The 25637-nt window shown below is 58.2% G+C and carries 35 protein-coding genes; 31 read left to right on the forward strand and 4 right to left on the reverse strand.

The window, feature by feature from the left end:
* The first annotated feature begins 6 nt into the window (after positions 1–6).
* The 17 genes from E5K02_RS09565 (at position 7) to E5K02_RS09645 (ending at position 15308) form a co-directional block, all read left to right on the forward strand.
* The gene (locus E5K02_RS09565) at positions 7–387 is read left to right on the forward strand and encodes a hypothetical protein (RefSeq protein ID WP_135394375.1); all 381 of its coding nucleotides are present in this window, start codon (positions 7–9) and stop codon (positions 385–387) included.
* A gap of 293 nt (positions 388–680) precedes the next feature.
* Positions 681–1568, forward strand: a complete 888-nt coding sequence (locus tag E5K02_RS09570; RefSeq protein WP_240737215.1) for a YitT family protein — start codon at positions 681–683, stop codon at positions 1566–1568.
* Between the two features lie 48 nt (positions 1569–1616).
* Entirely contained in the window at positions 1617–1871 is a 255-nt protein-coding gene (locus E5K02_RS09575; RefSeq protein WP_135394379.1) for a hypothetical protein, read from the forward strand.
* Positions 1872–2105: 234 nt separating this feature from the next.
* Positions 2106–3446 (forward strand): phenylacetate--CoA ligase family protein, encoded by a 1341-nt coding sequence (locus E5K02_RS09580; protein ID WP_135394381.1) that lies wholly within the window; start codon positions 2106–2108, stop codon positions 3444–3446.
* A gap of 93 nt (positions 3447–3539) precedes the next feature.
* Positions 3540–4121, forward strand: a complete 582-nt coding sequence (locus E5K02_RS09585; protein ID WP_135394383.1) for a TetR/AcrR family transcriptional regulator — start codon at positions 3540–3542, stop codon at positions 4119–4121.
* Between the two features lie 105 nt (positions 4122–4226).
* Positions 4227–5306, forward strand: a complete 1080-nt coding sequence (paaE, locus tag E5K02_RS09590) for a 1,2-phenylacetyl-CoA epoxidase subunit PaaE (RefSeq protein WP_135394385.1) — start codon at positions 4227–4229, stop codon at positions 5304–5306.
* Positions 5307–5533: 227 nt separating this feature from the next.
* Positions 5534–6487 (forward strand): 1,2-phenylacetyl-CoA epoxidase subunit PaaA, encoded by a 954-nt coding sequence (gene paaA, locus E5K02_RS09595; RefSeq protein ID WP_135394387.1) that lies wholly within the window; start codon positions 5534–5536, stop codon positions 6485–6487.
* A gap of 116 nt (positions 6488–6603) precedes the next feature.
* On the forward strand, positions 6604–6891 hold the full coding sequence (gene paaB, locus E5K02_RS09600) for a 1,2-phenylacetyl-CoA epoxidase subunit PaaB (RefSeq protein WP_135394389.1): 288 nt from the start codon (positions 6604–6606) through the stop codon (positions 6889–6891).
* Positions 6892–6942: 51 nt separating this feature from the next.
* Positions 6943–7746, forward strand: a complete 804-nt coding sequence (gene paaC / locus E5K02_RS09605; RefSeq protein WP_135394391.1) for a 1,2-phenylacetyl-CoA epoxidase subunit PaaC — start codon at positions 6943–6945, stop codon at positions 7744–7746.
* A 5-nt stretch (positions 7747–7751) separates the two neighbouring features.
* Entirely contained in the window at positions 7752–8246 is a 495-nt protein-coding gene (gene paaD, locus E5K02_RS09610; RefSeq protein ID WP_135394393.1) for a 1,2-phenylacetyl-CoA epoxidase subunit PaaD, read from the forward strand.
* A 119-nt stretch (positions 8247–8365) separates the two neighbouring features.
* On the forward strand, positions 8366–9544 hold the full coding sequence (locus E5K02_RS09615) for a 3-hydroxyacyl-CoA dehydrogenase NAD-binding domain-containing protein (RefSeq protein WP_135394395.1): 1179 nt from the start codon (positions 8366–8368) through the stop codon (positions 9542–9544).
* Positions 9522–9956 (forward strand): hydroxyphenylacetyl-CoA thioesterase PaaI, encoded by a 435-nt coding sequence (gene paaI / locus E5K02_RS09620; protein ID WP_135394397.1) that lies wholly within the window; start codon positions 9522–9524, stop codon positions 9954–9956. The genes E5K02_RS09615 and paaI overlap by 23 nt, the downstream gene beginning before the upstream one ends.
* Before the next feature lie 147 nt (positions 9957–10103).
* The gene (gene pcaF, locus E5K02_RS09625; RefSeq protein ID WP_135394399.1) at positions 10104–11309 is read left to right on the forward strand and encodes a 3-oxoadipyl-CoA thiolase; all 1206 of its coding nucleotides are present in this window, start codon (positions 10104–10106) and stop codon (positions 11307–11309) included.
* A complete protein-coding gene (locus tag E5K02_RS09630) occupies positions 11306–11905 on the forward strand; it encodes an acyltransferase (protein WP_135394401.1) in 600 nt (199 codons plus the stop codon). Before pcaF ends, E5K02_RS09630 begins: the two co-directional genes overlap by 4 nt.
* A gap of 91 nt (positions 11906–11996) precedes the next feature.
* Positions 11997–12269, forward strand: coding sequence for a hypothetical protein (locus E5K02_RS09635; protein ID WP_135394403.1), 273 nt, complete (start codon positions 11997–11999; stop codon positions 12267–12269).
* Between the two features lie 75 nt (positions 12270–12344).
* On the forward strand, positions 12345–14396 hold the full coding sequence (gene paaZ, locus E5K02_RS09640; protein WP_135394405.1) for a phenylacetic acid degradation bifunctional protein PaaZ: 2052 nt from the start codon (positions 12345–12347) through the stop codon (positions 14394–14396).
* A gap of 135 nt (positions 14397–14531) precedes the next feature.
* The gene (locus E5K02_RS09645; protein ID WP_135394407.1) at positions 14532–15308 is read left to right on the forward strand and encodes an enoyl-CoA hydratase/isomerase family protein; all 777 of its coding nucleotides are present in this window, start codon (positions 14532–14534) and stop codon (positions 15306–15308) included.
* A 188-nt stretch (positions 15309–15496) separates the two neighbouring features.
* Here the strand turns inward: E5K02_RS09645 and E5K02_RS09650 are convergent, their stop codons facing one another.
* Positions 15497–16009: a helix-turn-helix domain-containing protein gene (locus E5K02_RS09650; protein WP_135394409.1), complete on the reverse strand. Its 513-nt coding sequence runs from the start codon at positions 16007–16009 to the stop codon at positions 15497–15499.
* A 98-nt stretch (positions 16010–16107) separates the two neighbouring features.
* Between E5K02_RS09650 and E5K02_RS09655 the strand changes: the two genes are divergently transcribed.
* From E5K02_RS09655 to E5K02_RS25495, 12 genes are all read left to right on the forward strand, one after another.
* Positions 16108–16356, forward strand: a complete 249-nt coding sequence (locus E5K02_RS09655; protein ID WP_135394411.1) for a hypothetical protein — start codon at positions 16108–16110, stop codon at positions 16354–16356.
* 103 nt (positions 16357–16459) lie between these two features.
* Positions 16460–16693 (forward strand): hypothetical protein, encoded by a 234-nt coding sequence (locus E5K02_RS09660; protein WP_135394413.1) that lies wholly within the window; start codon positions 16460–16462, stop codon positions 16691–16693.
* 4 nt (positions 16694–16697) lie between these two features.
* Positions 16698–17102 carry a hypothetical protein gene (locus E5K02_RS09665; protein ID WP_135394415.1) on the forward strand — a complete coding sequence of 135 codons (405 nt, stop codon included), beginning with the start codon at positions 16698–16700 and terminating at the stop codon, positions 17100–17102.
* A 30-nt stretch (positions 17103–17132) separates the two neighbouring features.
* On the forward strand, positions 17133–17363 hold the full coding sequence (locus E5K02_RS09670) for a hypothetical protein (RefSeq protein ID WP_135394417.1): 231 nt from the start codon (positions 17133–17135) through the stop codon (positions 17361–17363).
* The gene (locus E5K02_RS09675; RefSeq protein WP_135394419.1) at positions 17363–17563 is read left to right on the forward strand and encodes a hypothetical protein; all 201 of its coding nucleotides are present in this window, start codon (positions 17363–17365) and stop codon (positions 17561–17563) included. The genes E5K02_RS09670 and E5K02_RS09675 overlap by 1 nt, the downstream gene beginning before the upstream one ends.
* Before the next feature lie 79 nt (positions 17564–17642).
* A complete protein-coding gene (locus E5K02_RS09680) occupies positions 17643–18545 on the forward strand; it encodes a hypothetical protein (protein ID WP_135394421.1) in 903 nt (300 codons plus the stop codon).
* Positions 18546–18865: 320 nt separating this feature from the next.
* On the forward strand, positions 18866–19849 hold the full coding sequence (locus tag E5K02_RS09685; protein ID WP_135394423.1) for a 3'-5' exonuclease: 984 nt from the start codon (positions 18866–18868) through the stop codon (positions 19847–19849).
* 30 nt (positions 19850–19879) lie between these two features.
* Positions 19880–20455, forward strand: coding sequence for a GIY-YIG nuclease family protein (locus E5K02_RS09690; RefSeq protein ID WP_135394425.1), 576 nt, complete (start codon positions 19880–19882; stop codon positions 20453–20455).
* Positions 20456–20511: 56 nt separating this feature from the next.
* Positions 20512–21426: a helix-turn-helix domain-containing protein gene (locus E5K02_RS09695; protein ID WP_167856338.1), complete on the forward strand. Its 915-nt coding sequence runs from the start codon at positions 20512–20514 to the stop codon at positions 21424–21426.
* Positions 21426–22895: a replicative DNA helicase gene (gene dnaB, locus E5K02_RS09700; protein WP_135394429.1), complete on the forward strand. Its 1470-nt coding sequence runs from the start codon at positions 21426–21428 to the stop codon at positions 22893–22895. The genes E5K02_RS09695 and dnaB overlap by 1 nt, the downstream gene beginning before the upstream one ends.
* Positions 22895–23059: a hypothetical protein gene (locus tag E5K02_RS25490; RefSeq protein WP_167856339.1), complete on the forward strand. Its 165-nt coding sequence runs from the start codon at positions 22895–22897 to the stop codon at positions 23057–23059. The genes dnaB and E5K02_RS25490 overlap by 1 nt, the downstream gene beginning before the upstream one ends.
* Positions 23056–23232, forward strand: coding sequence for a hypothetical protein (locus E5K02_RS25495; RefSeq protein WP_167856340.1), 177 nt, complete (start codon positions 23056–23058; stop codon positions 23230–23232). Before E5K02_RS25490 ends, E5K02_RS25495 begins: the two co-directional genes overlap by 4 nt.
* A gap of 97 nt (positions 23233–23329) precedes the next feature.
* Here E5K02_RS25495 and E5K02_RS09705 read toward each other — a convergent pair whose 3' ends face one another.
* Positions 23330–23653 carry a hypothetical protein gene (locus tag E5K02_RS09705; RefSeq protein WP_135394431.1) on the reverse strand — a complete coding sequence of 108 codons (324 nt, stop codon included), beginning with the start codon at positions 23651–23653 and terminating at the stop codon, positions 23330–23332.
* 32 nt (positions 23654–23685) lie between these two features.
* Between E5K02_RS09705 and E5K02_RS09710 the strand changes: the two genes are divergently transcribed.
* Positions 23686–23889 carry a hypothetical protein gene (locus tag E5K02_RS09710; protein ID WP_135394433.1) on the forward strand — a complete coding sequence of 68 codons (204 nt, stop codon included), beginning with the start codon at positions 23686–23688 and terminating at the stop codon, positions 23887–23889.
* 5 nt (positions 23890–23894) lie between these two features.
* On the opposite strand, the gene E5K02_RS09715 is transcribed toward E5K02_RS09710, so the two are convergent.
* Complete coding sequence (locus E5K02_RS09715; RefSeq protein WP_135394435.1) at positions 23895–24230, reverse strand: hypothetical protein; 336 nt, start codon at positions 24228–24230, stop codon at positions 23895–23897.
* A 78-nt stretch (positions 24231–24308) separates the two neighbouring features.
* Between E5K02_RS09715 and E5K02_RS09720 the strand changes: the two genes are divergently transcribed.
* Entirely contained in the window at positions 24309–24491 is a 183-nt protein-coding gene (locus E5K02_RS09720; RefSeq protein WP_135394437.1) for a hypothetical protein, read from the forward strand.
* Between the two features lie 41 nt (positions 24492–24532).
* Here the strand turns inward: E5K02_RS09720 and E5K02_RS09725 are convergent, their stop codons facing one another.
* Positions 24533–25597: a GTP pyrophosphokinase gene (locus tag E5K02_RS09725; protein ID WP_135394439.1), complete on the reverse strand. Its 1065-nt coding sequence runs from the start codon at positions 25595–25597 to the stop codon at positions 24533–24535.
* Between the last annotated feature and the right edge of the window lie 40 nt (positions 25598–25637).

Below are 25637 nucleotides of genomic sequence, written 5' to 3' on the forward strand. Positions count from 1 at the left end.
GCTCTTTTGCGTTACCTGGCTTCCATTCTGCTCCGGCCTACCGCTGGCCTGCTCTTCGGCTTGGTGCTGGGGTTGCTGGTCGTTTCACCCGTAGCTAGGGCCTCTGCCCCGGCCGCCGTGGTACGGCCTGCCGAAGCCCCTATGCCCGCCGTGGCCCTGCCCGCCGACTGGCAGGGCCTCCACCCCGAAGCCAGGGTAGAAACCGACCCAACGCTGCTGCGCCCCAGCCTTGCGGGCCCGGCCCTGTTGCCGCCCGGTCCCGGCTTGCTCGTGGCTCGGCGCCCAGTAGTGCGCGACGCTTCGGGCCGGCGGCAACGGTGCCTCGCACCCAACCAGCGCTGGCTAGCCACCTGGCTCTGGACCAGCGTTTTGCCCAACGCCCCCTAAGGCCAAGCATAACTTCTTCAGTCGTAGCTATTTTGGTAGTGCCCTCCGGAGGCACTTCCCTGGTAGCACGTGCGTATCTCGGCCGTCTGCTTGCTGATTACGGGCCTGGGAAGGGCCGCTAAAGCGTGCTTTGGCCAGCTTTCTACCAAACCCGTACCGTGGCCGACTTACTGGCCTCTCTGGTGTACATCTGGCCTTCAAGGCTTCTCCAACAGCCCTTTTTCGCTTGACTATCCATGCTAATTCCTCAACTTATTTTCCTGCGTCAGCTTCGCCAACGTCTTCCTGCCTCTATGCCTTCTGCTCCCACCAATACCCCCGTCAACTTAACCGAGAAGATCAAAAACCTGGCGCTTATCGTGGCGGGCATCCTGTGCGCGGGCATGGGCTTGAAAGGATTTCTGCTTTCCAGTCATTTCATTGATGGCGGTGTTACGGGCATTTCCATGCTGATATCGGCCACCTTGCACGTGCCGTTATCTTGGTTGCTACTCATCATCAATTTGCCGTTTGTAGTACTGGGCTACCGGCAAATCGGCATGGGCTTCGCCGTGAAAAGCGCCGCGGCCATTGCCGGGCTGTCGTTGGCCCTGGCCGTGGTGCCCTACCCCGACGTGACCAAAGACCTGCTGCTGACGGCCGTGTTTGGCGGAGTCTTTATCGGGGCCGGTATCGGGTTGGCCATGCGGGGCGGAGCCGTGCTCGATGGCACGGAAGTGGCGGCTTTGCTGATCAACCGGCACACGCCCTTACTCAAGGTCAGTGACGTGATTCTGGTCCTGAACATCTTTATCTTCGGCGTGGCGGCCTTTGTGCTGGGCGTGCAAACGGCCCTGTATTCGATTCTGACCTACGTGGCCGCCTCCAAAACCCTGGACTTCCTGCTCAACGGCATCGAGCAATACACGGGCGTCACCATCATTTCGGCCCGGAGCGAGGCTATCCGCGAGGCTATTACGACCACGCTGGGCCGGGGCGTCACGATTTACCAGGGCAAGCGCGGCTACGGGAAGCGCGGCGACCGGGACCTGGACATGGACATTGTCTTTACCGTCGTGACTCGCCTCGAGCTGCCCCAGCTGCGCACCGAGGTGCGCCGCCTCGACCCCCAAGCCTTCGTTATTCAGCACAGCATCGACGACGCGGAAGGCGGCATGGTAAAAAAGCGTCCATTTCACTAACGGACCCAGCCTCATGCGGCTTTCATCTGCGCCCCGTACTCTGCCGCCATGTTAACGTACTCTCACTTTCAGGCACTGTCGGCCGCGGAGCAGCAGGCCCACGCCAAAACCTGGGGCATCTTCATAGTTTCGCGCCCCTGCGGTTCCTTTATCGTCGACTTGTACTACCTAGCGGGCTACTACTGCGAACTATGGCGGCCGCTACCGGCCGCGCACGTGGCGTATGTGCGCCCATTTTTTGAGCAAGCTCAGCTTTATCCTTACCTGAGTCTAATCAGCTTACCGCACAACCTACTGGCCTAGCCGTGGGCTTATCCAAACAACCGTATAGAAATTGGCACTGCATTTCCCTGGGTGCATTATCAGCTTCTATATATTTTGTTATCAGCAACTTGCCTAACACAGACCAAGCTAACCTCCTCACCTGGCAGGGTTGCGGTTAAGGACAAGTCAACATCATAAACTAACAAACGTTTGTTTATGTAAGTAAACCCGCCTACTTTTAATTGCGCCTTTGCCCAGTATGCTCTGCTGCCCATGCTCTTCCAACCAGAAATCGAACGGATGCCCCTGGCCCAGCTGCGGAAGCTGCAAGATGCGCGGCTGCGGCAGCAGGTAGAATACGTGTACCACCGGGTGCCTTTTTACAGGGCCAAGCTGGATGCGCTGGGCGTTCATCCTTCCTCTTTCAACGGGTTGGCGGATATAACCAAGCTGGGGTTCACCCGCAAAGCCGACTTCCGCGACAATTACCCCTTCGGCCTGTTTGCCGTGCCCCAGCCCGAGGTGGCCCGCCTGCACTGCTCCAGCGGCACCACGGGCAAGGCCACCGTGGTCGGCTACACAGCCCAGGACCTCACCATCTTTGCCGAAGTAGTGGCCCGTTCCCTGGCCGCGGCGGGGTGCCGGCCGGGTATGAAGCTACAGAATGCCTACGGCTACGGCCTGTTTACGGGCGGCCTGGGCATTCATTACGGAGCCGAAAAGCTGGGCCTCACCGTCATTCCCGTCTCGGGCGGGGGCACCGACCGGCAGTTGCAGCTGCTCCAGGATTTTCGGCCCGAAATCATCTGTGCCACGCCTTCCTACGCGCAAGTGTTGGCCGAGGAAATGCAGCGCCGCCGCATTTCGCATAATTTCATCAACCTGCAGTATGCCGCCCTGGGCGCCGAGCCGTGGACGGAAACCATTCGGCAGCAGGTGGAAAGCGGGTTGCACGTGCGGGCTACCAATATTTATGGCCTAAGCGAAATCATGGGGCCGGGCGTGTCGCAGGAGGACGTGGATGAGCAAGGCACGGGCAGCTACATCTGGGAAGACCATTTCCTGCCCGAAGTAGTCGATAAGGACAGCGGTGAACCCGTGGCCGAGGGCGAGTTGGGCGTGCTCGTGTTTACGACGCTAACCAAGCAGGCCATGCCCATTCTACGCTACTGGACCAACGACATTACCAACATCTACTACGGCGAGTCCCGGAGCCGCACCCACGTGAAGATGGGCCCGATTCGGGGCCGGGCCGACGATATGCTCATCATCCGCGGCGTTAATTTCTTCCCAACCCAGGTCGAGGATATCCTCAGCGGACTAGACCACGTGAGTCCGTACTACCAGGTGGTGGTGTCCCGCCGCGGCAGCCTGGACGAAGTGAAAGTCAGCGTCGAAATCAGTGAGGAGCTGATGCGCCGCCTGGAGCTGGACGCGGTGACAGAAGCGGCCGTGCAGCAGCACGACTGCCTGCGGAATCTGCAGGGCGCGTGTGCCAAGAAAATCAAGGACAACATTGGCCTGAGTATGCAAGTACAGCTGGTGGGCTTTGGGCAGCTGCCGCGCAGTGAAGGCGGCAAGCTGAGCCGGGTACAAGACTTGCGAAACCTCTAGCTGATGCGTGTACATAAATACGGGGCTTCTTCTAGCTTTACCCTCCACAACCCCACCCGCCCCCACGTGCACGTCTTATTCTCTGTAAGCTGAATGGCCAAAAAAGTCAAAACCAACAAACGGCAGGTGATTCTGGAAGAAGCCGCCAAGCTCTTCAAAGCCAAAGGCTTCGGGGGCACTTCCATGCGCGACTTGGGCTCCCAGGTGGGCATGGAGGCGGCCAGCATGTACAACCACATCAGCTCCAAGGACGACATTCTGGAAAGTATCTGCTTTCACGTGTCGAACACCTACATTTCCCAGCTCCACGAAATCGAGCAGCTGCCGGTATCCTACGTCGACAAGCTCAAGGCCCTGATCCGCCTCCACATCCGGCTCATGATTGAGGACGGCGCGGCCGTGTCGGTGGCCAACAACGACTGGAAATACCTCAGCGACGACAAGCTCCAGCAGTTCAAGGACGCCCGCAAAACCTACGAAAAGGGCTTTGCGGCCCTCATCGAGCAGGGCATCGAAGCCGGCGAGTTTCAGCCCATGAACGTGTCGGTGGCCTTGTTCACAATTTTGTCGGCCGTGCGCTGGGTGGAACTCTGGTACCGCCCGGGCCGCGGCATTACGGCCGAGGAGCTGGAAGAAAACATCATGACCATCCTGCTCAACGGACTGGCCAAGTAAAGTAGCTGGTTTTTGGTGATTGGTTTTTGGTTTATGGCCTCTTGCAGGGTCAGCAGACGACTACCAACCAAAAACCAATTACCAAAAACAAAAAACCAATCAGTAATGAGTCGATTTCATAAAGTCCGCATCAAGCGCATCGAAAAGGAAACGCCCGACAGCGTGGTGGTATCGTTGGACGTGCCTGAGGATCTGCGCGACACGTTCCGCTTCACTCAGGGCCAGTACCTGACGTTTCGGCGGGAACACAACGGGGAGGAATTGCGCCGCTCCTACTCTATTTGCAGCAGTCCGCTGGAAAACGAGTGGCAGGTGGCCATTAAGAAAGTGCCCGAGGGTCGGTTTTCGTCCCTGGCCGTGGACGTGCTCAAGGTGGGTGAAGAGCTGGACGTGATGCCGCCGGCCGGCCATTTCTACACTGAGCTGCATCCCGAGCAGGCCAAGCACTACGTCATGTTTGCCGCCGGCAGCGGCATTACGCCCGTGTTCAGCATTATCAAAACCGTGCTGCTGACCGAGCCCCAGAGCCGCGTGACGCTGATTTATGGCAACCGGGGCCGCAACTCCATCATCTTCAAGGAAGGCATCGAGGCGCTCAAGAACAAGTTCCTCAAGCGTCTGAGCGTATACCACATCCTGAGCCGGGAGCAGGGCGACACCGACCTGCTTTTCGGCCGCATCGACCAGCCCAAGACCGAGCTGTTCCTGCAGAAAATCCTGCCCGCCGCCCAGATTGACGAGTGCTTTATCTGTGGCCCCGAGGAAATGATTCTGGGCGTGAAAGCCGCTTTGACCAGCGCCGGCGTAGCGCCCGAAAAGATTCACTTCGAAATGTTCGGCACCGCGGGTGGCGGCAAAACCCAGGCTGGCCCGGCCAAGGTGCGCCCCGTGGGCGAAGACGACAAGCACAGCCAGGTCACGGTGCAGCTCGACGGCAACACCCGCGTCCTGGAAATGTCGTACTACGGCAACACGATTCTGGACGCCCTGCTCGAAACCGGCGTGGATGCGCCCTACTCCTGCAAAAACGGCATGTGCAGCACCTGCCGCTGCCGCGTAGTGGAAGGTCAGGTGGAAATGGACGTCAACTACTCCCTTTCCGACACTGAAGTGGCCAAAGGCTACGTCCTCTCCTGCCAGGCCCGCCCCACGTCGGAGAAAGTACGGGTGGATTTCGACCAATAGTTAAGAACGAAATTCCCCTCGTTTTTTCAAGGAGGGGTGCCCGAAGGGCGGGGTGGTAAACTCGTCAGAACGACCTTGTAGCAGTAGCTCTGGTAATCGTTCAACGCTCCGGTCAACCATCCCTAACCCCTCCTCATCAGAGGAGGGGAACTAGCCTTAGCTATATTAAGCTCAATATTTTTCTTACTTTTAACTAACGAATGTTAGTTAAACTTTGTTGAAAGCGCATGGAAACGGTAGAAATCAACCTCGAAGAGCAGTTTCAGGCCCGCATCGACGCGGACATTCGCATTGAGCCCAAGGACTGGATGCCCGACGCGTACCGCAAGACGCTGATCCGGCAGATTTCCCAGCACGCCCACTCCGAGCTGGTCGGCATGCTGCCCGAAGGCAACTGGATTACCCGCGCCCCTTCGCTCAAGCGCAAGTCCATCCTGCTCAGCAAAGTGCAGGACGAAGCCGGCCACGGCCTCTACCTCTACTCGGCCGCCGAAACCCTGGGTGCTTCGCGGGACCAGATGCTGGCCGACCTGCACTCGGGCAAAGCCAAGTATTCCAGCATTTTCAACTACCCCACCCTGAGCTGGGCCGACATGGGCACGGTGGGCTGGCTCGTGGATGGGGCCGCCATCCTGAACCAGGTGCCGCTGTGCCGCACGTCCTACGGCCCCTACGCCCGGGCCATGGTGCGGGTGTGCAAGGAGGAAAGCTTCCACCAGCGCCAGGGTTTCGAAATCATGCAGACCCTGTGCGAAGGTGCGCCCGAGCAGAAAGCCATGGCCCAGGAAGCTCTGAACCGCTGGTGGTGGCCCACGCTGATGATGTTCGGCCCCAAAGACGCCGACTCGCCCAACACCGAGCAGAGCATGAAGTGGCGCATCAAGCGCTTCACCAACGACGAGCTGCGCCAGAAATTCGTGGACATGATGGTGCCCCAGGCCGAGTTCCTGGGCCTCACCGTACCCGACCCCGCCCTAAAGTGGAACGAGACCAAGCAGGGCTACGACTTCGGCGAGGTGAACTGGGAGGAATTCTGGAACGTGGTGAAAGGCAACGGTATGTGCAACAAGGACCGCCTCGGCGCCCGCGTAAAAGCCCACGAGGAAGGCGCCTGGGTGCGCGAAGCCGCCCTGGCCCACGCCAAGAAGCGCGCCGCTAAAGCTGAAACCCAGGCCGCATAAAACCGAACGATGTAGAGACGCATACTTGCGTCTCCCATTGAACGAACTTCGCCTTCACCGCCGCGCACTAAACAACGATTGAGACGCAAATATGCGTCTCTACATTTCAGACGAAGATGAACCAATCCGAATGGCCGCTGTGGGAAGTTTTTATCCGCAGCAAGCAGGGCCTCGACCATAAGCACGTGGGCAGCTTGCACGCCGCCGACGCCACCATGGCCATCCAGAACGCCCGCGACGTGTACACCCGCCGCCTCGAAGGCATCAGCATCTGGGTCGTGGAAAGCCAGCACGTGCACGCCTCCAACCCCGACGACGCCGAGGCCTTCTACGACCCGGCCAACGACAAAGTGTACCGCCACCCGACCTTCTACCAGGTGCCGGACTCCATCAAGCACATGTAGGCTGTCGGCCTCATCAGCGCCGACCTTTCCCGTCTTAACCCTCCGCCCGCTATGCAAGTTGCCCCTTCCGAAACCGCCGCCCTGAACTCGTACTCGCCCGAACTGCGGCAGCAGCTGTTTCTCTGCGTGCTGCAGCTGGCCGACACCAGCCTGATTCTGGGCCACCGCCTCTCCGAGTGGTGCGGGCACGGCCCGGTGCTGGAGCAGGATCTGGCCATGGCCAACATTGCCCTCGACTTGCTGGGCGAAACCCGCAGCCTCTACCAGTACGCCGCCGAGCTGGAAGGCCAGGGCCGCACCGAGGACGACCTGGCCTTTCTGCGCCTGGCCGTGGAGTACAAGAACCCCCTGCTGGTGGAGCAGCCCAACGGCGACTTTGCCGACACCGTGACCCGGCAGTTTCTGTTCGACAACTTCCACTACCACTTCCTGCGGGCTCTCAAAAACAGCCCCGATGAGCGCCTGGCCGCCATTGCCGAAAAGGCCGTGAAGGAAGCCGCTTACCATTTGAAGTGGAGCTCGGAGTGGCTGATTCGCTTAGGTGACGGTACCGAGGAAAGCCGCAAGCGCCTCGACAAAGCCCTGGATACCCTCTGGCGCTATTCCGGCGAACTGACCAAGCCCACGGCCACCGAACAGGCATTGCAAGCCGCCGGCATTATCCCCGATTATGCCACGCTGCTGCCCACCATGGAAGCCCACCTGAACCACGTGTTCCAGGAAGCCACGGTGCCCGTGCCCCAGGGCGTGTTTATGATGACCGGCGGCAAAGAAGGCCGGCACACCGAGCACCTGGGCTACATTCTGGCCGAGCTCCAGTACATGCAGCGCACGTATCCGGGAATGAAATGGTAGGTACTATGCCCACCGAGGAACGCATCTGGCAACTGCTGGAAGAGGTGTCGGACCCCGAGGTGCCCGTGCTCAGCATTCTGGATTTGGGCATCGTGCGCGGCGTGCAGGTGCAGGGCGAGCAGGTCACGGTGAGCATTACGCCAACGTACTCGGGCTGCCCGGCCATGAACACCATAGCCACCGAAATCCGGCTGCGCCTCCTGGCCGAGGGCATCACCCAGGTAACGATTCACAACCAGCTCAGCCCGGCCTGGACTACGGACTGGATGAGCCAGGCCGGGCGCGAAAAACTGGAAGCCTACGGCATTGCCCCGCCCGTGGATGGCACCGCCACCGGCCACGTGCTCAACCTCTTCGGCAAGGACACGGCCGTGCGCTGCCCGCTCTGCAAGTCCGATAACACCCACCTCGTCAGTCAGTTCGGCTCCACGGCCTGCAAAGCCCACTACCAGTGCGACGACTGCCACGAGCCCTTCGACTACTTCAAATGCCACGCGTGAGACGCTTCAGTATTGAGTAGTTGGTATTAGGTAGTGAGACAAATAATAGTCACTCCGCTTTTCCCTTACTCACCCCCTGAACGTCTCGCTACTAACTACTTAGTACTAACAACTACAAGATGATCATCGGAATTATCGGCAGTGGCGCCATGGGCGCGGGAATTGCGCAGGTGGTAGCTTCTGCCGGCCACACGGTGCGCCTGCTCGACCAGAACCGCCAGGCCCTGGACCGCGCCGGTAAGTCGATACAGGGCAGCCTGGACAAGCTAGCCGAGAAAGGCAAGCTAACCGCGGAAAAAGCCGCCGACATTTTCAACCGCCTGCACCTGACCCAGGACATTGGCGCCTTCAACGACTGTGAGCTGGTGCTCGAAGCCATTGTGGAAGACCTGGCCGTGAAGCAGCAGCTGTTTCGGGAGGTGGAAATGATGGTGCCCGACACCTGCATACTGGCCTCCAACACCTCTTCCCTGTCCATTGCTTCCATTGCCGCGGCCTGCCAGAAGCCGGAGCGGTTTATTGGCATCCACTTCTTCAACCCCGCCCCCGTTATGCAGCTGGTCGAAGTCATTCCGGCCGTGCAAACGCGCGAAGGGCTGGCCGAAGAAGTGCGGGACCTAGTACAGAGCTGGGGCAAGCTGCCCGTCCTGACCAAGGACACCCCGGGCTTTATCGTCAACCGCGTGGCCCGGCCTTTCTACGGCGAGGCCATCCGGATTCTGGAGGAAGGCATAGCCGACGTGGCCACCATCGACTGGGCCCTGACCGAGCTGGGCGGCTTCCGCATGGGCCCGTTCACGCTCATGGATTTCATCGGCCACGACGTGAACTACCGCGTCACGGAGTCCGTTTTCACCGCCTTTTTCTTCGACCCGCGCTTCAAGCCTTCTTTTACCCAGAAGCGCCTGTTTGAGGCCGGCTACTACGGCCGCAAGTCGGGCCGGGGCTTCTACAGCTACGCCGAAGGCGCCGTGCAGCCCGAGCCGACCCGCGACGAAGCCCTGGGCCGCACGATATTGAACCGCGTACTGGCCATGCTCATCAACGAAGCCGTGGACGCGCTGCACCTGAACGTGGCTTCCAAGCAGGACCTGGAGTTGGCCATGACCAAGGGCGTAAACTACCCCAAAGGCCTGCTGGCCTGGGCCGACGAGCTGGGCCTGGCCACCGTACTAGCCACCCTCGACGAACTCTACGACGAATACCACGAGGACCGGTACCGCGCCAGCGCCCTGCTGCGCCGCATGGTCCGCCAGAACCAGACCTTTTTCCAGCATGCGTCAGCCCTCAGCCGCTAGCACCGCGCGGGCCGAAGCCGTGAAGGAGCGCATGCTCCAAAACGACGCCTTCAGTAAGCTGCTGGGTCTGGAAGTCGACGAAGTCGGCCCCGGCTACTGCCGCCTGCACTTCACCGTGCGCCCCGACATGCTCAATGGCTTTGCGGCACTGCACGGCGGCGTCACCTTCTCAGCCGCCGATTCAGCCTTTGCCTTTGCCTGCAACAGCCACGGCCGCCAGAGCGTGGGGCTTACCGTCACCATCGACTACCTCGAAGCCGGCAAGCTTGGCGACGTTATTACCGTGGAGGCCCGGGAAGAAGGCCTCAAGCACAAAGTGGGCGTCTACACCATTCGCCTCACCAACCAGCACGGTACGCTCCTGGCCCTGTTTAAAGGCACCGCCTACCGCACCAGCAATGAAATCTTGTGAGACACAAATAGGCCGTCATGTCGAACATTCTGCGCTTCAAGCAGTGAGGAATCTCGCGTGCTGACGTTGTGCAAGTAATCTGATTTCCATTGCACGCGAGATTCCTCACTGCGTTCGGAATGACGTTCTTAACCGAAGAAACTACCCATGAAACAAGCTTATTTAGTTGACGGTATCCGCACGCCCATCGGTAATTTCGGCGGCAGCCTGTCGTCCGTCCGCCCCGACGATATGGCGGCCCTGGTGATTCAGGAGCTGCTCAAGCGTAACTCCGGCGTCGGCCCCGCGGCCGTGGCCGACGTAATTCTGGGCTGCGCCAACCAGGCCGGGGAAGACAACCGCAACGTGGCCCGCATGGCGTTGCTGCTGGCTGGCCTGCCCACCGCCGTACCCGGCGAAACCGTGAACCGCCTCTGCGCCTCGGGTTTGTCGGCCAGCATTGCCGCCGCCCGCGGCATTCAGTCGGGCGACGGAGACCTGTTCATTTCCGGTGGCGTGGAGAGCATGACCCGCGCGCCCTACGTCATGTCCAAGCCCAGCAAGGCCTTCGGCACCGACTCCAAAATGTACGATTCGAGCTTCGGCTGGCGCTTTGTCAACGAGAAGCTGGAGGCTATGTACGGCATCGATGCCATGGGCGAAACGGCCGAAAACCTGGTCGACCAGTACCACATCAGCCGGGAAGACCAGGACCAGTTTGCTTATGAGTCGCACCAGCGGGCCGGCCGGGCCCGGGACTCGGGCCGTTTCGCCGAGGAAATCGTGGCCGTGCCCATCCCCCAGCGCAAGGGGGAGCCGGTGCTGTTTGCCCAGGACGAGTTCATCAAGTCGGAAACGACTCTGGACGTGCTGGCCAAGCTGCGCCCAGCTTTCCGCAAGAATGGCTCGGTTACGGCCGGCAATTCCTCGGGGCTGAACGACGGGGCCGCGGCTTTGCTGCTGGCTTCGGAAGACGGCCTCAAGCAGCACAATCTCACGCCCCGGGCCCGGCTGGTTTCGATGGGCGTGGCCGGCGTGGAGCCCCGCACGATGGGCATCGGCCCGGTACCGGCCTCCCAGCTGGCTTTGAAAAAAGCCGGCCTCACCCTCGACCAGATAGACATTATCGAGTTCAACGAAGCCTTTGCCGCCCAAACCCTGGCCTGCGTGCGGGGCCTGGGCCTGGAAGGCAACGACCCGCGTATCAACCCCAACGGCGGCGCTATTTCCCTGGGCCACCCGCTGGGCATGAGCGGGGCCCGCATCCTGAACACCGCCGCCCTGGAGCTACACCAGCAAAACAAGCGCTACGCCCTCATCACGATGTGCGTGGGCGTGGGCCAGGGCTACGCGGCCATCATCGAAAAGGTATGATCTACTCGTTCGACGGCATTGTTCCGGTCGTGCACGAGTCGGCTTTCGTGCACCCGCAGGCGGCCGTAACGGGCAACGTCATCATTGGCCGCAACGTGTACGTGGGGCCCGGCGCGGCCATTCGTGGCGACTGGGGTCAGATCATCATCGAGGACAACTGCAACGTGCAGGAGAACTGCACCGTGCACATGTTTCCAGGCACCACCACCCGGCTCAAGGAAATGGCCCACATCGGCCACGGCGCCATCATTCACGGCGCCACCGTGGGCCGCAACGTGCTGGTGGGCATGAACGCCGTGCTCATGGACCGGGTCGACATCGGCGACGAGTGCATCATCGGGGCCCTGAGCTTTATCAAGGCCGACGAGGTGATTCCGCCCCGCAGTCTGGTGGTGGGCAACCCGCACAAAATCATCCGCCAGGTCAGCGACGAAATGCTGCGCTGGAAAACCGAAGGCACCCACATCTACATGCAGCTCCCCGCCGACCTGCACGCCACCCTGCAGCCCTGCGAGCCCCTGCGCGAAGTACCCGCCGACCGCGCCGTGCAGCAAGGCAGCTACCAAACCTGGGCCGAGCGGAAAAGCGGCGAATAAATCAGAACGTCATGCTGAGCGAAGCCGAAGCATCTCTACCGCTTCGAATGGGCGCTGACTTGACTAGGTTTCATCTATAATGCTCCACCCTATGCGCCAAACTGATTTACCAGAACGCTGGAAAGCCAAGCTGCGAAATTACTTGATTGCAAAGGGCAGTGAGTACGAAACACTCGGCTGCCATGACTTTCCTAATGGCAGCTTGTTGCGCATCACATTTGAAGATGAATCAAAAGTTGAATTCAAATATGCCTTCGTCATCGAAGCTCCTGAATTCAAAGAAATAGCCGTCTTTACCGAGCATTGCGGTTACCACCTGTTCCCGCTGTACGAGGGAATAGACGTGGCAATAGAGCAGCAGTAGAGATGCTTCGGCTTCGCTCAGCATGACGGCCTAGATAAAATTCCTCTTTTACTACCCCCTTCCTTTCCCCTACCTATGACTCCCACCCTCGAAAACTTTGTGCTGGGCCGCTGGACGGCCGGCTCGGGCGAGCAGCACGAGCTCTACGACGCCTCCACCGGCGAAGTCATTGCCATTGCCAACGGCGAAGGCCTCGACTACGCCTCGATGTTCGACTACGCCCGCCGCGTCGGCAACAAGGCCCTGCGCAAAATGACTTTCCACGAGCGGGGCCGCATGCTCAAGGCCCTGGCCCTGCACCTCGACAGCAAAAAGGAAGACTTCTACACCCTGAGCTACCGCAGCGGGGCCACCCGCGCCGACTCCTGGATTGATATCGAAGGCGGCATCGGCAACCTGTTTGCCAACGCCTCGCTGCGTCGCAAATTCCCCGACAAGCCCTTCTACGTCGAGTCGGACCCGATTGCGCTGTCCAAGGCGGGCAACTTCATGGGCCACCACATTCTGGTGCCCAAGGAAGGCGTGGCCGTGCACATCAACGCCTACAACTTCCCCATCTGGGGCATGCTGGAGAAAATTGCGGTGAACATGCTGGCCGGCATGCCCGCCATTGTGAAGCCCGCCGTGCCCTCGGCTTACCTGACCGAGGCCGTGGTGCGCGAAATTATTGCCTCCAAAATTCTGCCCGAAGGCGCTTTGCAGCTCGTCGTGGGCTCGGGCCATGGTATTCTGGACCACGTCAACTACCAGGACGTCGTCACCTTCACCGGCTCGGCCGAAACCGGGCGTAAGCTCAAGGGCCACCCGAAGATCCTCTCGGAAGCCGTGCCCTTCACGATGGAAGCCGACTCGCTCAACGCCGCCGTGCTGGGCCAGGACGCCGTGCCGGGTACCGTAGAGTTTGACCTGTTTATCAAGGAAGTCCGCAAGGAAATGACCTCGAAGGCGGGCCAGAAGTGCACCGCCATCCGCCGCATCATCGTGCCCGAAAACCTGGTCGAGGACGTGCAGATTGCCCTGGGCAAGGCCTTGGCCCAAACCACCATTGGTCACCCGTTGGCCGAAGGCGTGCGCATGGGCGCTTTGGCCGGCCGGGAGCAGATGCAGCGCGTGCGTGAGCGGGTGGAGCACCTGGCCAAAAACACGCCCATCGTGTATGGCAACCTGGACGACGTACAGGTAATTGGCGGCGACTGCAAAGTGGGCGCATTCATGTCGCCCATCGTGCTGCTCAATCCCGAGCCGTTCAAGTTCACCGACACCCACGAAATTGAGGCGTTCGGGCCGGTGAGCACCATTATGCCCTACAAGGACGTGGACGAAGCCATTACCCTGGCCAACATGGGCAAAGGCTCCCTGGTGTGCTCGGTGGCGACCAACGACCCGCGCACGGCCCAGGAGTTCGTGCTGGGCTCGGCCACCCACCACGGCCGGATTCTGGTGCTCAACGGCGAAGTTGCCAAGGAAAGCACCGGGCACGGCTCGCCCCTGCCCCTGCTGATACACGGTGGTCCCGGCCGGGCCGGCGGCGGGCAGGAAATGGGCGGCATTCGCGGCGTGGAGCACTTCATGCAGCGCGTCGCCATTCAGGGCTCCCCCACCATGATTACGGCCATTACGGAGGTATATCAGCCCAAGGCCAAGCAGATTGAGAAAGACAAGCACCCCTTTCAGCACTACTTCGAGGAGCTGGAAATCGGGCAGACCTACACCACTCACCGCCACACCGTCTCGGAAGCCGACATCACCAACTTCGCCCAAGTGTCGGGCGACAATTTCTACGCCCACGTCGACGCGACTTCCCTGGAAGGCACTCTGTTTAAAGGCCGCGTGGCCCACGGTTACTACATCCTCTCGAAGGCCGCCGGCATGTTCGTCGACCCGCGCAAGGGCCCGGTGCTGCTCAATTACGGCCTCGACGAGTGCCGCTTCACCAAGCCCGTCTACCCGGGCATGACCATCGGCGTGCAGCTGACGGTGAAAGAGAAAATTGGCCAGGAGAAGCGCGACGCCGAGGATGTTGCCAAGGGCATCGTCCGCTGGCTCGTGGACGTAACCGACGAAACCGGCGAAACCGTAGCCGTGGCCACGATTCTGACCATGGTCAAGAAAAAGAACCAGGAGTAAAACTGCCGTGTGTCATCCTGAGCAAAGCGAAGGATCTTATTACAGCAGCACGAGTCGTAACAACGATTTTGGTTCTGGCGTGATAAGGTCCTTCGCAAGCTCAGGATGACAGCCGATTTACCAAAAGCACCCACTATGACCACCGATACCCTTTCTGCCGGCCAAGTCGCCGTAACTACCGATGCCCACGGCATCAGCACCGTTTCCTTTTTCCACCCCAGCCACAACTCCCTGCCCGGCGCCCTGCTTACCCAACTGGCCAACACCATTACTGCCACGGGGCACGACCCGGCCACCAAAGTCATCATCCTGCGCAGTGAGGGCGAAAAAACCTTCTGCGCCGGCGCCAGCTTCGACGAGCTGATTGCCATTCAGGACGAAGCCCAGGGCCTGGAATTCTTCTCCGGCTTTGCCAAAGTCATCAACGCCTGCCGCACCTGCCCCAAAATCATCATCGGCCGGGTGCAGGGCAAGGCCATCGGCGGGGGCGTGGGCGTAGCGGCCTCTACCGACTATTGCTTTGCCACCGCCCAGGCCGCAGTAAAGCTGAGCGAGTTGGTGGTCGGCATTGGTCCCTTCGTAGTGGGTCCGGCCGTGGAGCGCAAAATCGGGCAGTCGGCCTACGCCCAGCTGGCCCTGGATGCGGGCGAGTTCCGCTCAGCCGAGTGGGCCCGGGACCGGGGCCTCTACGCCGAAATACTGCCCACCGCCGCCGAATTGGACCAAGCCGTGCAGACCTTTGCCGAAAAGCTGGCCCGCTACAATCCTGAGGCGCTAGCAGATCTGAAGCAGGTGTTCTGGCAGGGCACCGAGCATTGGGCTACGCTGCTGCCCCAGCGCGCGGCCATTAGCGGCCGACTGGTCTTGTCGGACTTTACCCGCGCGGCCATCAGCCAGTTTAAGAGCCGGTAGCCCCAGACGAATAACAGCAGAAAGCCCCGTTTCCAGCGCTGGAAACGGGGCTTTCTGTTTGCAGAGGAGGAGGAACTTGAATAGGAAGTCCTAACTACCTGAGTACTTGCAGCGAGTAGGCGGAGTAAAAAGGAATGTTATACGAAATTGTATACATCACCTGTACATCGGCCTACCAGGGCAACCAACTAAGCAGCCTTATCGAGGTCGGCCCGGTAGGACACAACCATAGAAGGGATTGACTGCTCAGCTGCGATGTGGTTGCCCAGATTAAAAGACTCCGCCGTTGCTCCTTTACCAGCCTTTAGAGCATCCGCCAACGTGCGGGCCATATCACGCCACATATCCCGGTCGCGCTTGAGTTCCTTTATCTCGGCTGACTCGTGGACAACAGCCAGCTCACTTGAGTTAGCTTCAACTGGTGCTGGCATCGGGTCGGCTGGCTGCGTCTTGGTCTTCATCTCTCCTTTACCACCAATAAGCCAGGCAGCATTCAGCAATGGAAAGGTGAGGACTATCTTTTCTAAAGTCTCAATGGATGGCTTATTCAGGCCGGCCTCATAGCGACCATACAGACCTGGATCCATTCCTATTTTATCGGCAAAGCCCTTTTTGCTAAGGTTGGTGCTTTCTCGAAAGGCCTGTAGCCTGCTGCTAATTGCTTCCATTTCAGCTGTATCATTTATTATTAGTGAAAACATGCACTTATAACTGCAAGTTTTCGTATGTTTACAGTGTTAGATTATGTGGCCTACTGCCAATAATCTGTTCAAACATACACAGATATACGAAAACTTGCATGAAAAACGCCGAAGTAATTTTTGAGCGTCTGCCCGAAGAAAGCTACAGCGAACAGAAAATTCGCTTTCAAAAGGCTTTGAATGAAGTTATTCCGCACATGGACAAGTATTATTCCCAGCAGACAGCCCGCAAATTTCCTGCAAGGAATCGAGTGCATATTCGTGCAGTTAAGCAGACCGGGGTAGTAGACTGGCCTGTGTTGAAGTATTGGTATTCGGAATATATGCCTGTAGAGGCATATGTATAAGGCTCTTTTTTTGTCCATGCATTTGCAAACTTGCACAAATGCATTTGTTATTAATGAAAGTTTGCATAGATTTGAACCATCAATAACTGCAAACTTTCACATCATGCATATTACTACTACCCCTACCCCCACTGCCAAGCCTTGCATCCGAGACTACTCCGAACTGGTGACCACGGTGGTTCCCGAAGCCTTTGCCAAGCTGGTGCCCCTTGAAGAACTGCAACGCCGCCTCTCGGAAGTAGCACGGGAAAAGCCCCACCTCGCTGAGGAAACACCCCTCTACCTGAAAAACGAAACCCGCCGCCGGGCTGCCTTCGAAGGCGCCCACCTCCGCTAAGTTCATGTCGCTCCCCACTGCTACCGCCTGCGCCCTGTGGTGCCCCGACTACTTCAATAAAGCCGCCGTGCTGGATTTCTGGTTGAGCCATCCCGCAGTACCGGCCACCAAAGCCGAGGCCACCCGCGCCGAGCTGCCCACCTGGTTGCCGGCCCGAGTAGCGAAGTCCTGGCTCAACCTCTATCTCTTCTTGGAAGCCGCTCGCACCGCTGGGCCGCTGGCCGACCGGGATGAAGTAGCGGCCCTGCTCACAGAGCTAAAAGAGTCCGGAGTAGTGGAGCCCGAAGAGCGCATAGACCTTAAACCAAAGCTGCTGCGCAGCACCCAGGCGGAATTCGAGTGGCACGCTGCCCGCATCCGCAGCGCCGTCGAGGCCCGCCACCACGCACAACACGAGCACGCCGCTTAATCATCCTCTCATCATACCCGCATTTGCCCTGTGATTACGCTCTCCACTACTACCAACAGAGTCCTACGGGAAACCACTGTAACGGCTAAAACAACCGCTGGCGTTTTTCTATGCGCTGAAACGTGGTCAGGCACTGGGGCCCGCGTGGCCGTGCAGCTGGCTCAGCACGTGCGCCGCTCGGCCGAGAACCTGGAGCGCCGCCTCCACATTGCCCAGGCTACTTCTACCACCCAGGCTCGCCTGCTAGCTGAGCGTCTGTAATGCGAATTACTGCTATCCGCGCCGCTGCTATCCGGGCCAATAGAATCACGCTCGTGGCTATGCTCAGCCTGCTGCTGGCCCAGGCCTGCCACCGCAAGGCCTTCACCCAGAGCTCAGGCACAAAGCACACCCGCCCCGCCTGGAAGCGCACTAGTCTGCTCCTGCTGGAGCAGGAGCAAGCCGACCCGGCCCGCCTGTAAACAAACAAGGGCCGCGCCCGGCATGGCACAGCCCTCATTAAACCTCTCAATTACGAAAGGCATCACACGCCACAAACTTATGCAAACCAAAGAACAATTAGAAACTTTCCGCAACCTGTGCAAGGCTAACAACCTGGGAAAGGTCGATGTATGGCAGCACAAACAGTCTGGAAATTGGATTATCGGTCGGGCTGGCATTGAGAAAATCCAGGGCCTGAACAACATTCAGATCGGCATTGAGGTAGCCGCCGCCGGCGTAGACTTCGCTGTGGTGAAAGCCACCGCCGCGCGCACCATAGAGCGCAAGAAGCTCAAAGTAGAGTCGCTGGGCAGCGCCAATGCCAAGAATAGCCAAGTAAGCTACTACGCTGAAATGGCGGAGAAGCGCGCCAAATCTCGCTCCATCCTGATGCTGATGGGCTTCTATGAGCTGGGCGTGTATGGGGAAGAGGAAGCCGATGAATTCAAGCAGTCCAAGAATGTAGGTGCTCCTACGCTGGACGATGTAGAGGCCGCACCCGGTGCGCGCCCTACCCAGCCGGCTGCCACACCCGTGGCCACCGAGCCGGCTTCAACAACTGCCGCAGCACCCGCTGCCCTGGCCGAAAGTGGTGAACCTGTCCTGGTCATTCGTGCCTCCGAGAAGGAGTTGAATGAGTTGAATCTACTCATTGCCAACCCACTGCTCGATGCCGATGAGCGCACCCTGCTGCTGTCCAAGCCAGTAGATCAGCGGCCAGCGGAATGGGTAGCCCGCACCATTGCCGGGCTAAAGAAAATCTATGCGGAGCGCCAGGACCCCAAGACGGCTTTGGAGGCCGCCCGCAAACAGCTGCGCACAGCTGCTGCCAAATACAGCAAGGAAATGGGCGAAGGAGAATACAACCGGCTCATGCAGCGGGCCCAGGCGCTGACGGCTAAGCCCGAAGAGCTGCGCGCCGAGGCCCGTCAGTGCCAGAATCAGTTCGCTGTAGCTGCCTAGTCATCATGCCCCGCTGCCACTGGTGGCGGGGCTTTCTCGTGCCAATTCGAAGGTATTGCACTCACGCCAGAACATAGAAGATTCTATATAGATGTCTACTTACCTCTCCATCTCTGCTCTTCGTGATAGTGCCAACCCAGAGCAGGTACTAGCCGACTACTACGCTACCTGCTCAGATGAGCAGGTAGCTAAGACGTACTCTGCTGTAGCTCGTGGCCTGGCTGTATTTGAAGAAACTCCTCGAGGAGAATTGGGTCCCGCCCTGCGTCGGCATCTGAATGTCCTAGCTGCTGAGCAGCAGCGCAGAAAGGAGGTAGCACGTGCCTAGCTACTTCAAACTCCGCACAGGCCTGAGCCGTGGTACCGATAACCCCACGGCTAACAAGAAGGTGTGCACCTATAAGGAGGAGTACTTCTGCCAGGATGCTACGGGTGTGTACTCAGTGAATGTGTACGAGGATGGCTTTGTCTACATGAGCCCCGTGCCCAGCAAGGAACTGCGGGCTAAGTACCCCAACGCCGTTCTAGTGGTACCAGCTGAGGCAGAGCCCTGCACCGCGGCCGACTACGAGGCTGCGCACACGCTGTTCGTCGTAGCCGAGGCTAAGCGAAAGGCAGAGGAGGAAGCCTTGAAGTCGCTGCGCAAAGGCATGAGCCGCAATCAGCATGCGGCCGAGGAAGCCGATGTAGCCGAGCCCGTACCGGTGGGGAGTGCTCCAACGCCGCACTTCCTGGCCGACTTCACGGTGCTGGACCTGGAATTCCAGGGCACCGACCTGCTGGAGCTGGCAGCCATCCGCTACCAAGACTGGCAACCAGTCAACCAGCTACAGAGCTTTGTGCGCTTCCGTGGCCCACTCAATCACCATGTCACAAAGCTGACAGGCATCACGTCGGCCGACGTGTGGAATGCTCCCGAGGAAAAGGCCGTGCTGCGCCAGTTCAAGGCGCTGGCCGATGACTCGCTGCTGGTGTGCCACAACCTGAGTGCCGACCGGCGCATCCTGGAAGCCGCCCGCACCCGTCAGGGCGCGCCGGTTCCTTTGCCTAATCAATGGTTTTGCACGCTGGCCCTTTCCCGCCAGCGACTGCCCACTGCACCCAGCCATAAGCTAGGCGACCTGTGCACCAGCTTCGGTATTTCTGCCCACGGTGCCCACCGGGCCCTGCGTGATGTCGAGATGTGCGCTGGCCTGCTCCAGCGCTTTCACCAGCTCGAACCCATTAATGGGCCCCTGGTGGTCAAGGCCAAAGGCAAGAAGGCCACGGTCGGCACTCCCTCGCTTTTTACCGTTGCTGCCTAAGTAATTGCTGCCCACCTACAATCAACGACCATGAACCATACGCATTCCTTACACCTGCTTTATTCTGAGTTTATAAAGCAGCATAGCTCATTTAGTGACTTTCAGTCGGATGTCAACATTGAGCACCTTTCTAATGGGCAGCCTATCGTCTGCAACCATTCCTTGTACCTGTTTGATGAAAAGAGCCTTATAGAGCTTGAGCAATGGATGGAGCGAATGAAGCAGGCTATTGCTGCTTATCGCCCATTGCTTGAGGCCGCGCCCGGTCTGGTTGCTCAATACACCGAAGACCGCCGAGCTATGGTGACTCGGCAGCTTGACAGCCAACTCAAAGCCCGCCAAAAGAAGACCACGCGTCCGGGCTGGGTATACCTGATGTACAACCAGCGAAATGGGTACTACAAAATAGGATATTCTGCGGTACCTGAATTTCGTGAAAAGACACTGCAGTCGGAAGAGCCGGAGGTAGTGTTGCTCTGTGCCTGGGAGGGCTCTACCGCTGACGAGAGGGACTTGCATCAACGATTCGCAGACAAGCGCTTGCGAGGTGAGTGGTTTGCGCTGACCGCCTTAGATGTTGAGTCTGTACGCTCCCTATCAGCATGAGTTCCGCTGCTCAGCTCTTCGTGAGCCATTCCGTTACGCCCAGTACCTCCGCGAAAATGTCCCTGATTTCAAACCGCCCTCTTGTGATACCACCAGCGGTGCTGGCTCTTGAAGCGCCTTCCTTAAATGCGAAGGCGCTACTAGCCGATATATTGGACTTGAACAAGGTGAGCGGGCACGTATTTGCGCGGGATGAGTACTTCGCTGAACGGTATAAAATTGGTAAACGAAGCGTTGGGGATGCCTTAAAATGGCTGGAGGATAATGGCTGGATTACGCGTGAGCTGGACAACTCGGCGCGTAATAAGCGTAACCTTCTGCCTACGGAAAAAGCAACATTGCTCTTAGGTAAGTCCTTGCGGATTTCGCAACCATTAGCCGAAGAGCATGCGAAATCCGCCATTACTTCATGCGAAATCCGCATGGAGTCCATGCGAAATCCGCAAGGACTCCATGCGAAATCCGCAGACATAAACACCAGTTTAAACAAAAGGGGAAACCAAAGTAAAAACGAAGAAGAAGGCACGTCCTCGCCTTCGTCGGCCCAGGCTTTCGATAAAAAGGTTACCTCTCAACCTGCCAGCCAAAACCCGGTACCGGGAACAGAGGGGGGCGCGGCGCTGCCGGCGGCCGATGCGGTAGCCGACGCTACCGATGCCGACGGCGCGCTGGTGCTGACCAACCCGAAAATCTTCCGGGCCGCATGCCTCGAACTCAACCCCGCCTACGCTACCATCGACTTCGAACACTACCGCCTGGAAATCCTCTTCGAAGCCCGTGGGCAGAAGTTGCGCAAAACGGCCTACGAGTGGCGCAAATACCTCCGGCACTGGCTCAACAACTCCAAGAAGAGCCGTGACGGGCTAATCCTGGCCGCTGTGCCCGGCCAAACCAAAGGCGACCCGCGCGCCATCCAACCGCTGGCTGCTCGGTCCAGCGCTTCCCCCACCATGAAAAAATCCTGGAGCTAATGCACGCTGCTGCCCATCTATCTCCGAATTCCATTAAAATCGAAATGTCCGTGCTGGGCATCATCCTGGCTGAGGCTCGCACCCTGCACACGGTGCTATCGATTCTGAGCACTGCCGACGTGTTTTACGTCGAAAAGCACCAACTCATTTACACCGCCATTCTGCACCTGCACCAGCAGAAGGAAGCCGTTGACCTGCTGACGGTGGTGCAGCACCTGCGTGGCAAAGGCACCCTGAAAAAGGCCGGCGACACGCACTACATCGCGTCGCTGAGCCAGAACCTGGGCAACGTAGCCAACCTGGAATCCTACTGCCGTATCCTGCAGCAGCAGTACGCCCGCCGTGTGGTTATCAAGGCCGGGCATCTGCTCGAGCAGCACGGATACGACGAAGGCCAGGACCCGCTGGAGGTCGTAGCCCAGGCGCAAATGCAGCTCACTCGCTTGCAACAGGGCCTTGATACCCGAGGTGCTGTGTCGGCCGCTGCGCTGCTGCCCTCCGTACTCGACAGCATTCGCAAGGCCGTCGGCCAAAAGGGCATGACGGGCGTGCCCACGGGCCTGACCGAGCTGAACGACGCTACCGGCGGCTGGCAGCCCACGGACTTCGTGGTGATTGGCGCCCGGCCCGGGATGGGCAAAACGGCGGCCCTGCTCTACCACGCCCGGGAAGCGGCCATTGTCAACAACATTCCCACGGCCATCTTCTCGATGGAGATGCCGGCGGCCCAGCTGGTGCTGCGCCTGCTGGCCACCGAGGTTGACGGTTATTCTAACAACGACCTGCGCCGAGGCAAGTTTGCTGGTGGTGTCGAAGAGGTGGATCACATTGCCAGCAAAGCCCAGCGCCTGGGTGGCGCTCACAACCTGTTCATCGACGATACACCGGCGCTGAACATTCACCAACTCAGCGCCAAGGCTGCGCGCCTGGTGGCCGAGCACGGGGTGGGCCTGATCCTGATTGACTACCTGCAGTTGATGTCCGGTACCAACAAGGGCCGGGGCGGCAACCGGGAAACCGATATTGCCGAAATCAGCCGCGGCTGTAAGGCCTTAGCCAAAGAGCTGAACGTGCCGGTCATTGCGTTGTCCCAACTTAGTCGCTCGGTCGAGCAGCGCGGCGGGGAGAAGCGGCCCCAGCTCAGCGACCTGCGCGAGTCGGGCACTATCGAGCAGGATGCGGACATGGTGATTTTCCTCTGGCGTGGTGAGTACTACAACATCGAGGAGTACGCTGACGGCACACCCACCAAGGATACCATCCTCTACGACATTGCCAAGCACCGGGGTGGGGCCCTGGGGGAGATGGTGTTCGGCTGCCGCATTCAGCGGGGGCTCTTCTCCGACCTGAACGGCAGCCCGGCTCCGGCCGGGGAGCGGCCCTTCTACGACAAGGAGTCCAAGCAGACGGTGCAGCTAGGCAAGCTGCCAGCCAGCCGCTTCGAGGAGGAAGTTGATCTGCCTTTCTGATGGAAGCCTACTCCCCCGAAATGGCCCAGTGGGTAGCCAAGGTGCTACGTAAGGCCTCCCCCAAAGAATTCGACAACTGGCGCAAATACTACGAGCAGCGCGGCGGCCCCGGCCTGGAGCTGGTCAAAGCCGAACTCCAAGCACGTCAACAAGTCAACGTATGAGTGCCATCACCAAAATCAAAGCGCGTCTGCGCACCGAGCACACGGAGGGGCTGCCGCGTTTGCTGCGACTCTATGCCGCCGATTCTGAGGCCCTGCGCCTGATTACCGCCGAAATCAATCACCGCCAGCAGCTGGCGAACATTAAAGCCAAAGTTCAACGATACCGACCATGAAGCACCAAGTAGAAACTGAAGCCCAGCTTGTCCTGATGAAATTTGAGCTGGAAGAAAAGGCAAGAGCCGTACTCGTCGTGAACCCGCCGCGCTGGGCCTATTTCTCCTTCACAAAAATGAGAGTTGCTCCAAAGCCACCTGATCCACTAAACGTGCTTTTGAGCACATAGCCCTCCTGGTAGAGGCCGGTAGTTACGTGTTGGATTGTTAGAGCCGCCTCTTGCATACTGCTCGAGTTTGTCCCGCCATTCAACTTCATTTCTTCTGTCTTATCGCCGGGGCGCGCAATGATCAGTTTGCCTGTGCCCGATACCGTGTCAACTATTCGCACGACTACTACATCCGTCCCAGCGGTTTGTGCCATCACGGGTGAAGCTCTTAGTGCCAACAGGAACACCCCTAAGAATACAAGTTTTTTCATGCTACCAATATACATCAGAAAGGAAGCAGGTAATGGCTAAAGGCTTCACCCCTGAAGGCCTGGCCGGGCGCATCATCACGCCCGGCCCCAAGCCTCCTACCGACCGGCCCCGCTACATGGCCGCCGAATCCAAGACGGAGCCCGGCTTATGGCACTGCAAAATCAACAGCATGAGTCCTGAACGCTGGCGGGCGCTAGAGCTACTGCTAAAGCAACATGGCTTCCATCCCTATTAAGCCGCCTACGGCTTCGAGGGTTTGACGAAGACGAGGGTTGTGCTATTGCTGATTTGTGATGGCACACCCACGATGCTTGCCTGAAGAATGTACCCCTGCTGATACAACTTGTTCAGGAAATCAAAATACCCCTTTGCCGCAACCTGGTTGTCCTTACGGGTATAGCCGGATCTGAACTCTAATTCCTCCTGCTTACCCGTTCCTCGTTCGATCACAAGCCGAACCAAATCTGTGTCTTCGGTCACGCGCACTACGATCATAGGAGGCTCACTCGTTTGCGCCCACACTGGTGCACTGCCCAGCACCAGCAGGCAGCTCAGAAGAAAGAATAGCTTTTTCATAGCGCCCAAGATATCTCAGAAACTCCGAGAAACTCCCCCCTTCCAGAAAGCATTATCGACCCACATTCCTCTTTCCCAATGTCCCCTACCCGTACTGTGCAATCCCGGCGGGCCTACCGTACTGCCGACTACAATTACCTGCTGATCAACTATGGCCAAAAGAAGGCGGCGGCCTGTGCCTCTGACCTGGGCCGCACGGTTGGCAGCCTCAAATACTTCATCAACGCCCACCCAGAGCTGAAGAAGCGGGGGCGGGCATGAAAAAGCCCCGCTAGTATGGCGGGGCTTCTTCATTCGACTAATTAGGAGTTAGGTTTCCGCTTTTTTGCTAGCTCTTCCCGTTCCTCAATGACTGATTGCACCCAATCAGTTCCTTCACGCCCTCTAAGCCTAAGTTTAAAGTAGGCATCATTTCCAACTTCCATTACCATTCGAAAGGCTCCAACTTGAGCTAGACGTGTTCTATGCTGCGGTGCCTCTCGTACCCACCTTGCTTCAAGTTTTGGCAGTGATTCGATTCCTATTGAATAGGCCTCTTGTATCTCTTTCATCCCTAAGCCTAATGTAAGAAGCTCATTAAATACGTCACTCACAGATAATACATTCGATCTTTTGTGGTGAGGAAAATGCTTATCTATAAATATCTTAAGCACATCAAGGTTAAATTCTTGTTCAGGGAATGGTTCGGCTTCGCCTACTTGGTTCGCAAGAGTTTCACGGTACTCCTGCAAGCCATACCTCAAGGTTTCAAATTGCTCATCGGCCTCTTCGAATTTTGCGCTTAATCGATAAAGCTGTCGTTTAAACTGATCAGGGACCTGTTCGGTGCTCTTGTAAGCTAACTTATGCTCTATCTCTGCCCAAGCATGCATTAGAATAGTTCTGACCTGAACTTCTACCTTAAGATTTTCAAGGCCACGATAATTTGGAGGCTTTAACCAGGACTCCTTTATAGTTAAGATAAAGTGAGTCGACCGATATCCGAACTCATGCGGGGCTAACCTCGAAGCTGTATCTTCTTGGGTTTTTACGTCAAACTCGGTGGTAAAAATCTCACAAATCCGATCTACATCACTCGGGTAATAGCATATAACCCGTAGGCCACACCAATCTTCAATCTGTTCAAAAGGACTATTATAATTTTTCCGAGTTATTTTTTCGTAAGCAGAAGCGGCGTCCTTCACTCTGTACAGGACGTCTAGATAAGGAATCTTCTTCTCGCCCAAGAAGCTTTTTATGGCTTGCTGCATATTGATTCCCAATCTTTCATAATCAGGTCGAAGCTCATCATATTGTCTGTAGAACTCTTCTTGGGTTATAACTGGGATATTTTCCTCTACTGTCTTGGGTTGGTTCCTAGCAGGCATTTATAGAATTTTGAAACGTTCAGACCCAAAGTATGATTAA

The sequence above is a fragment of the Hymenobacter metallicola genome (assembly GCF_004745645.1).
Classification (GTDB): domain Bacteria; phylum Bacteroidota; class Bacteroidia; order Cytophagales; family Hymenobacteraceae; genus Hymenobacter; species Hymenobacter metallicola.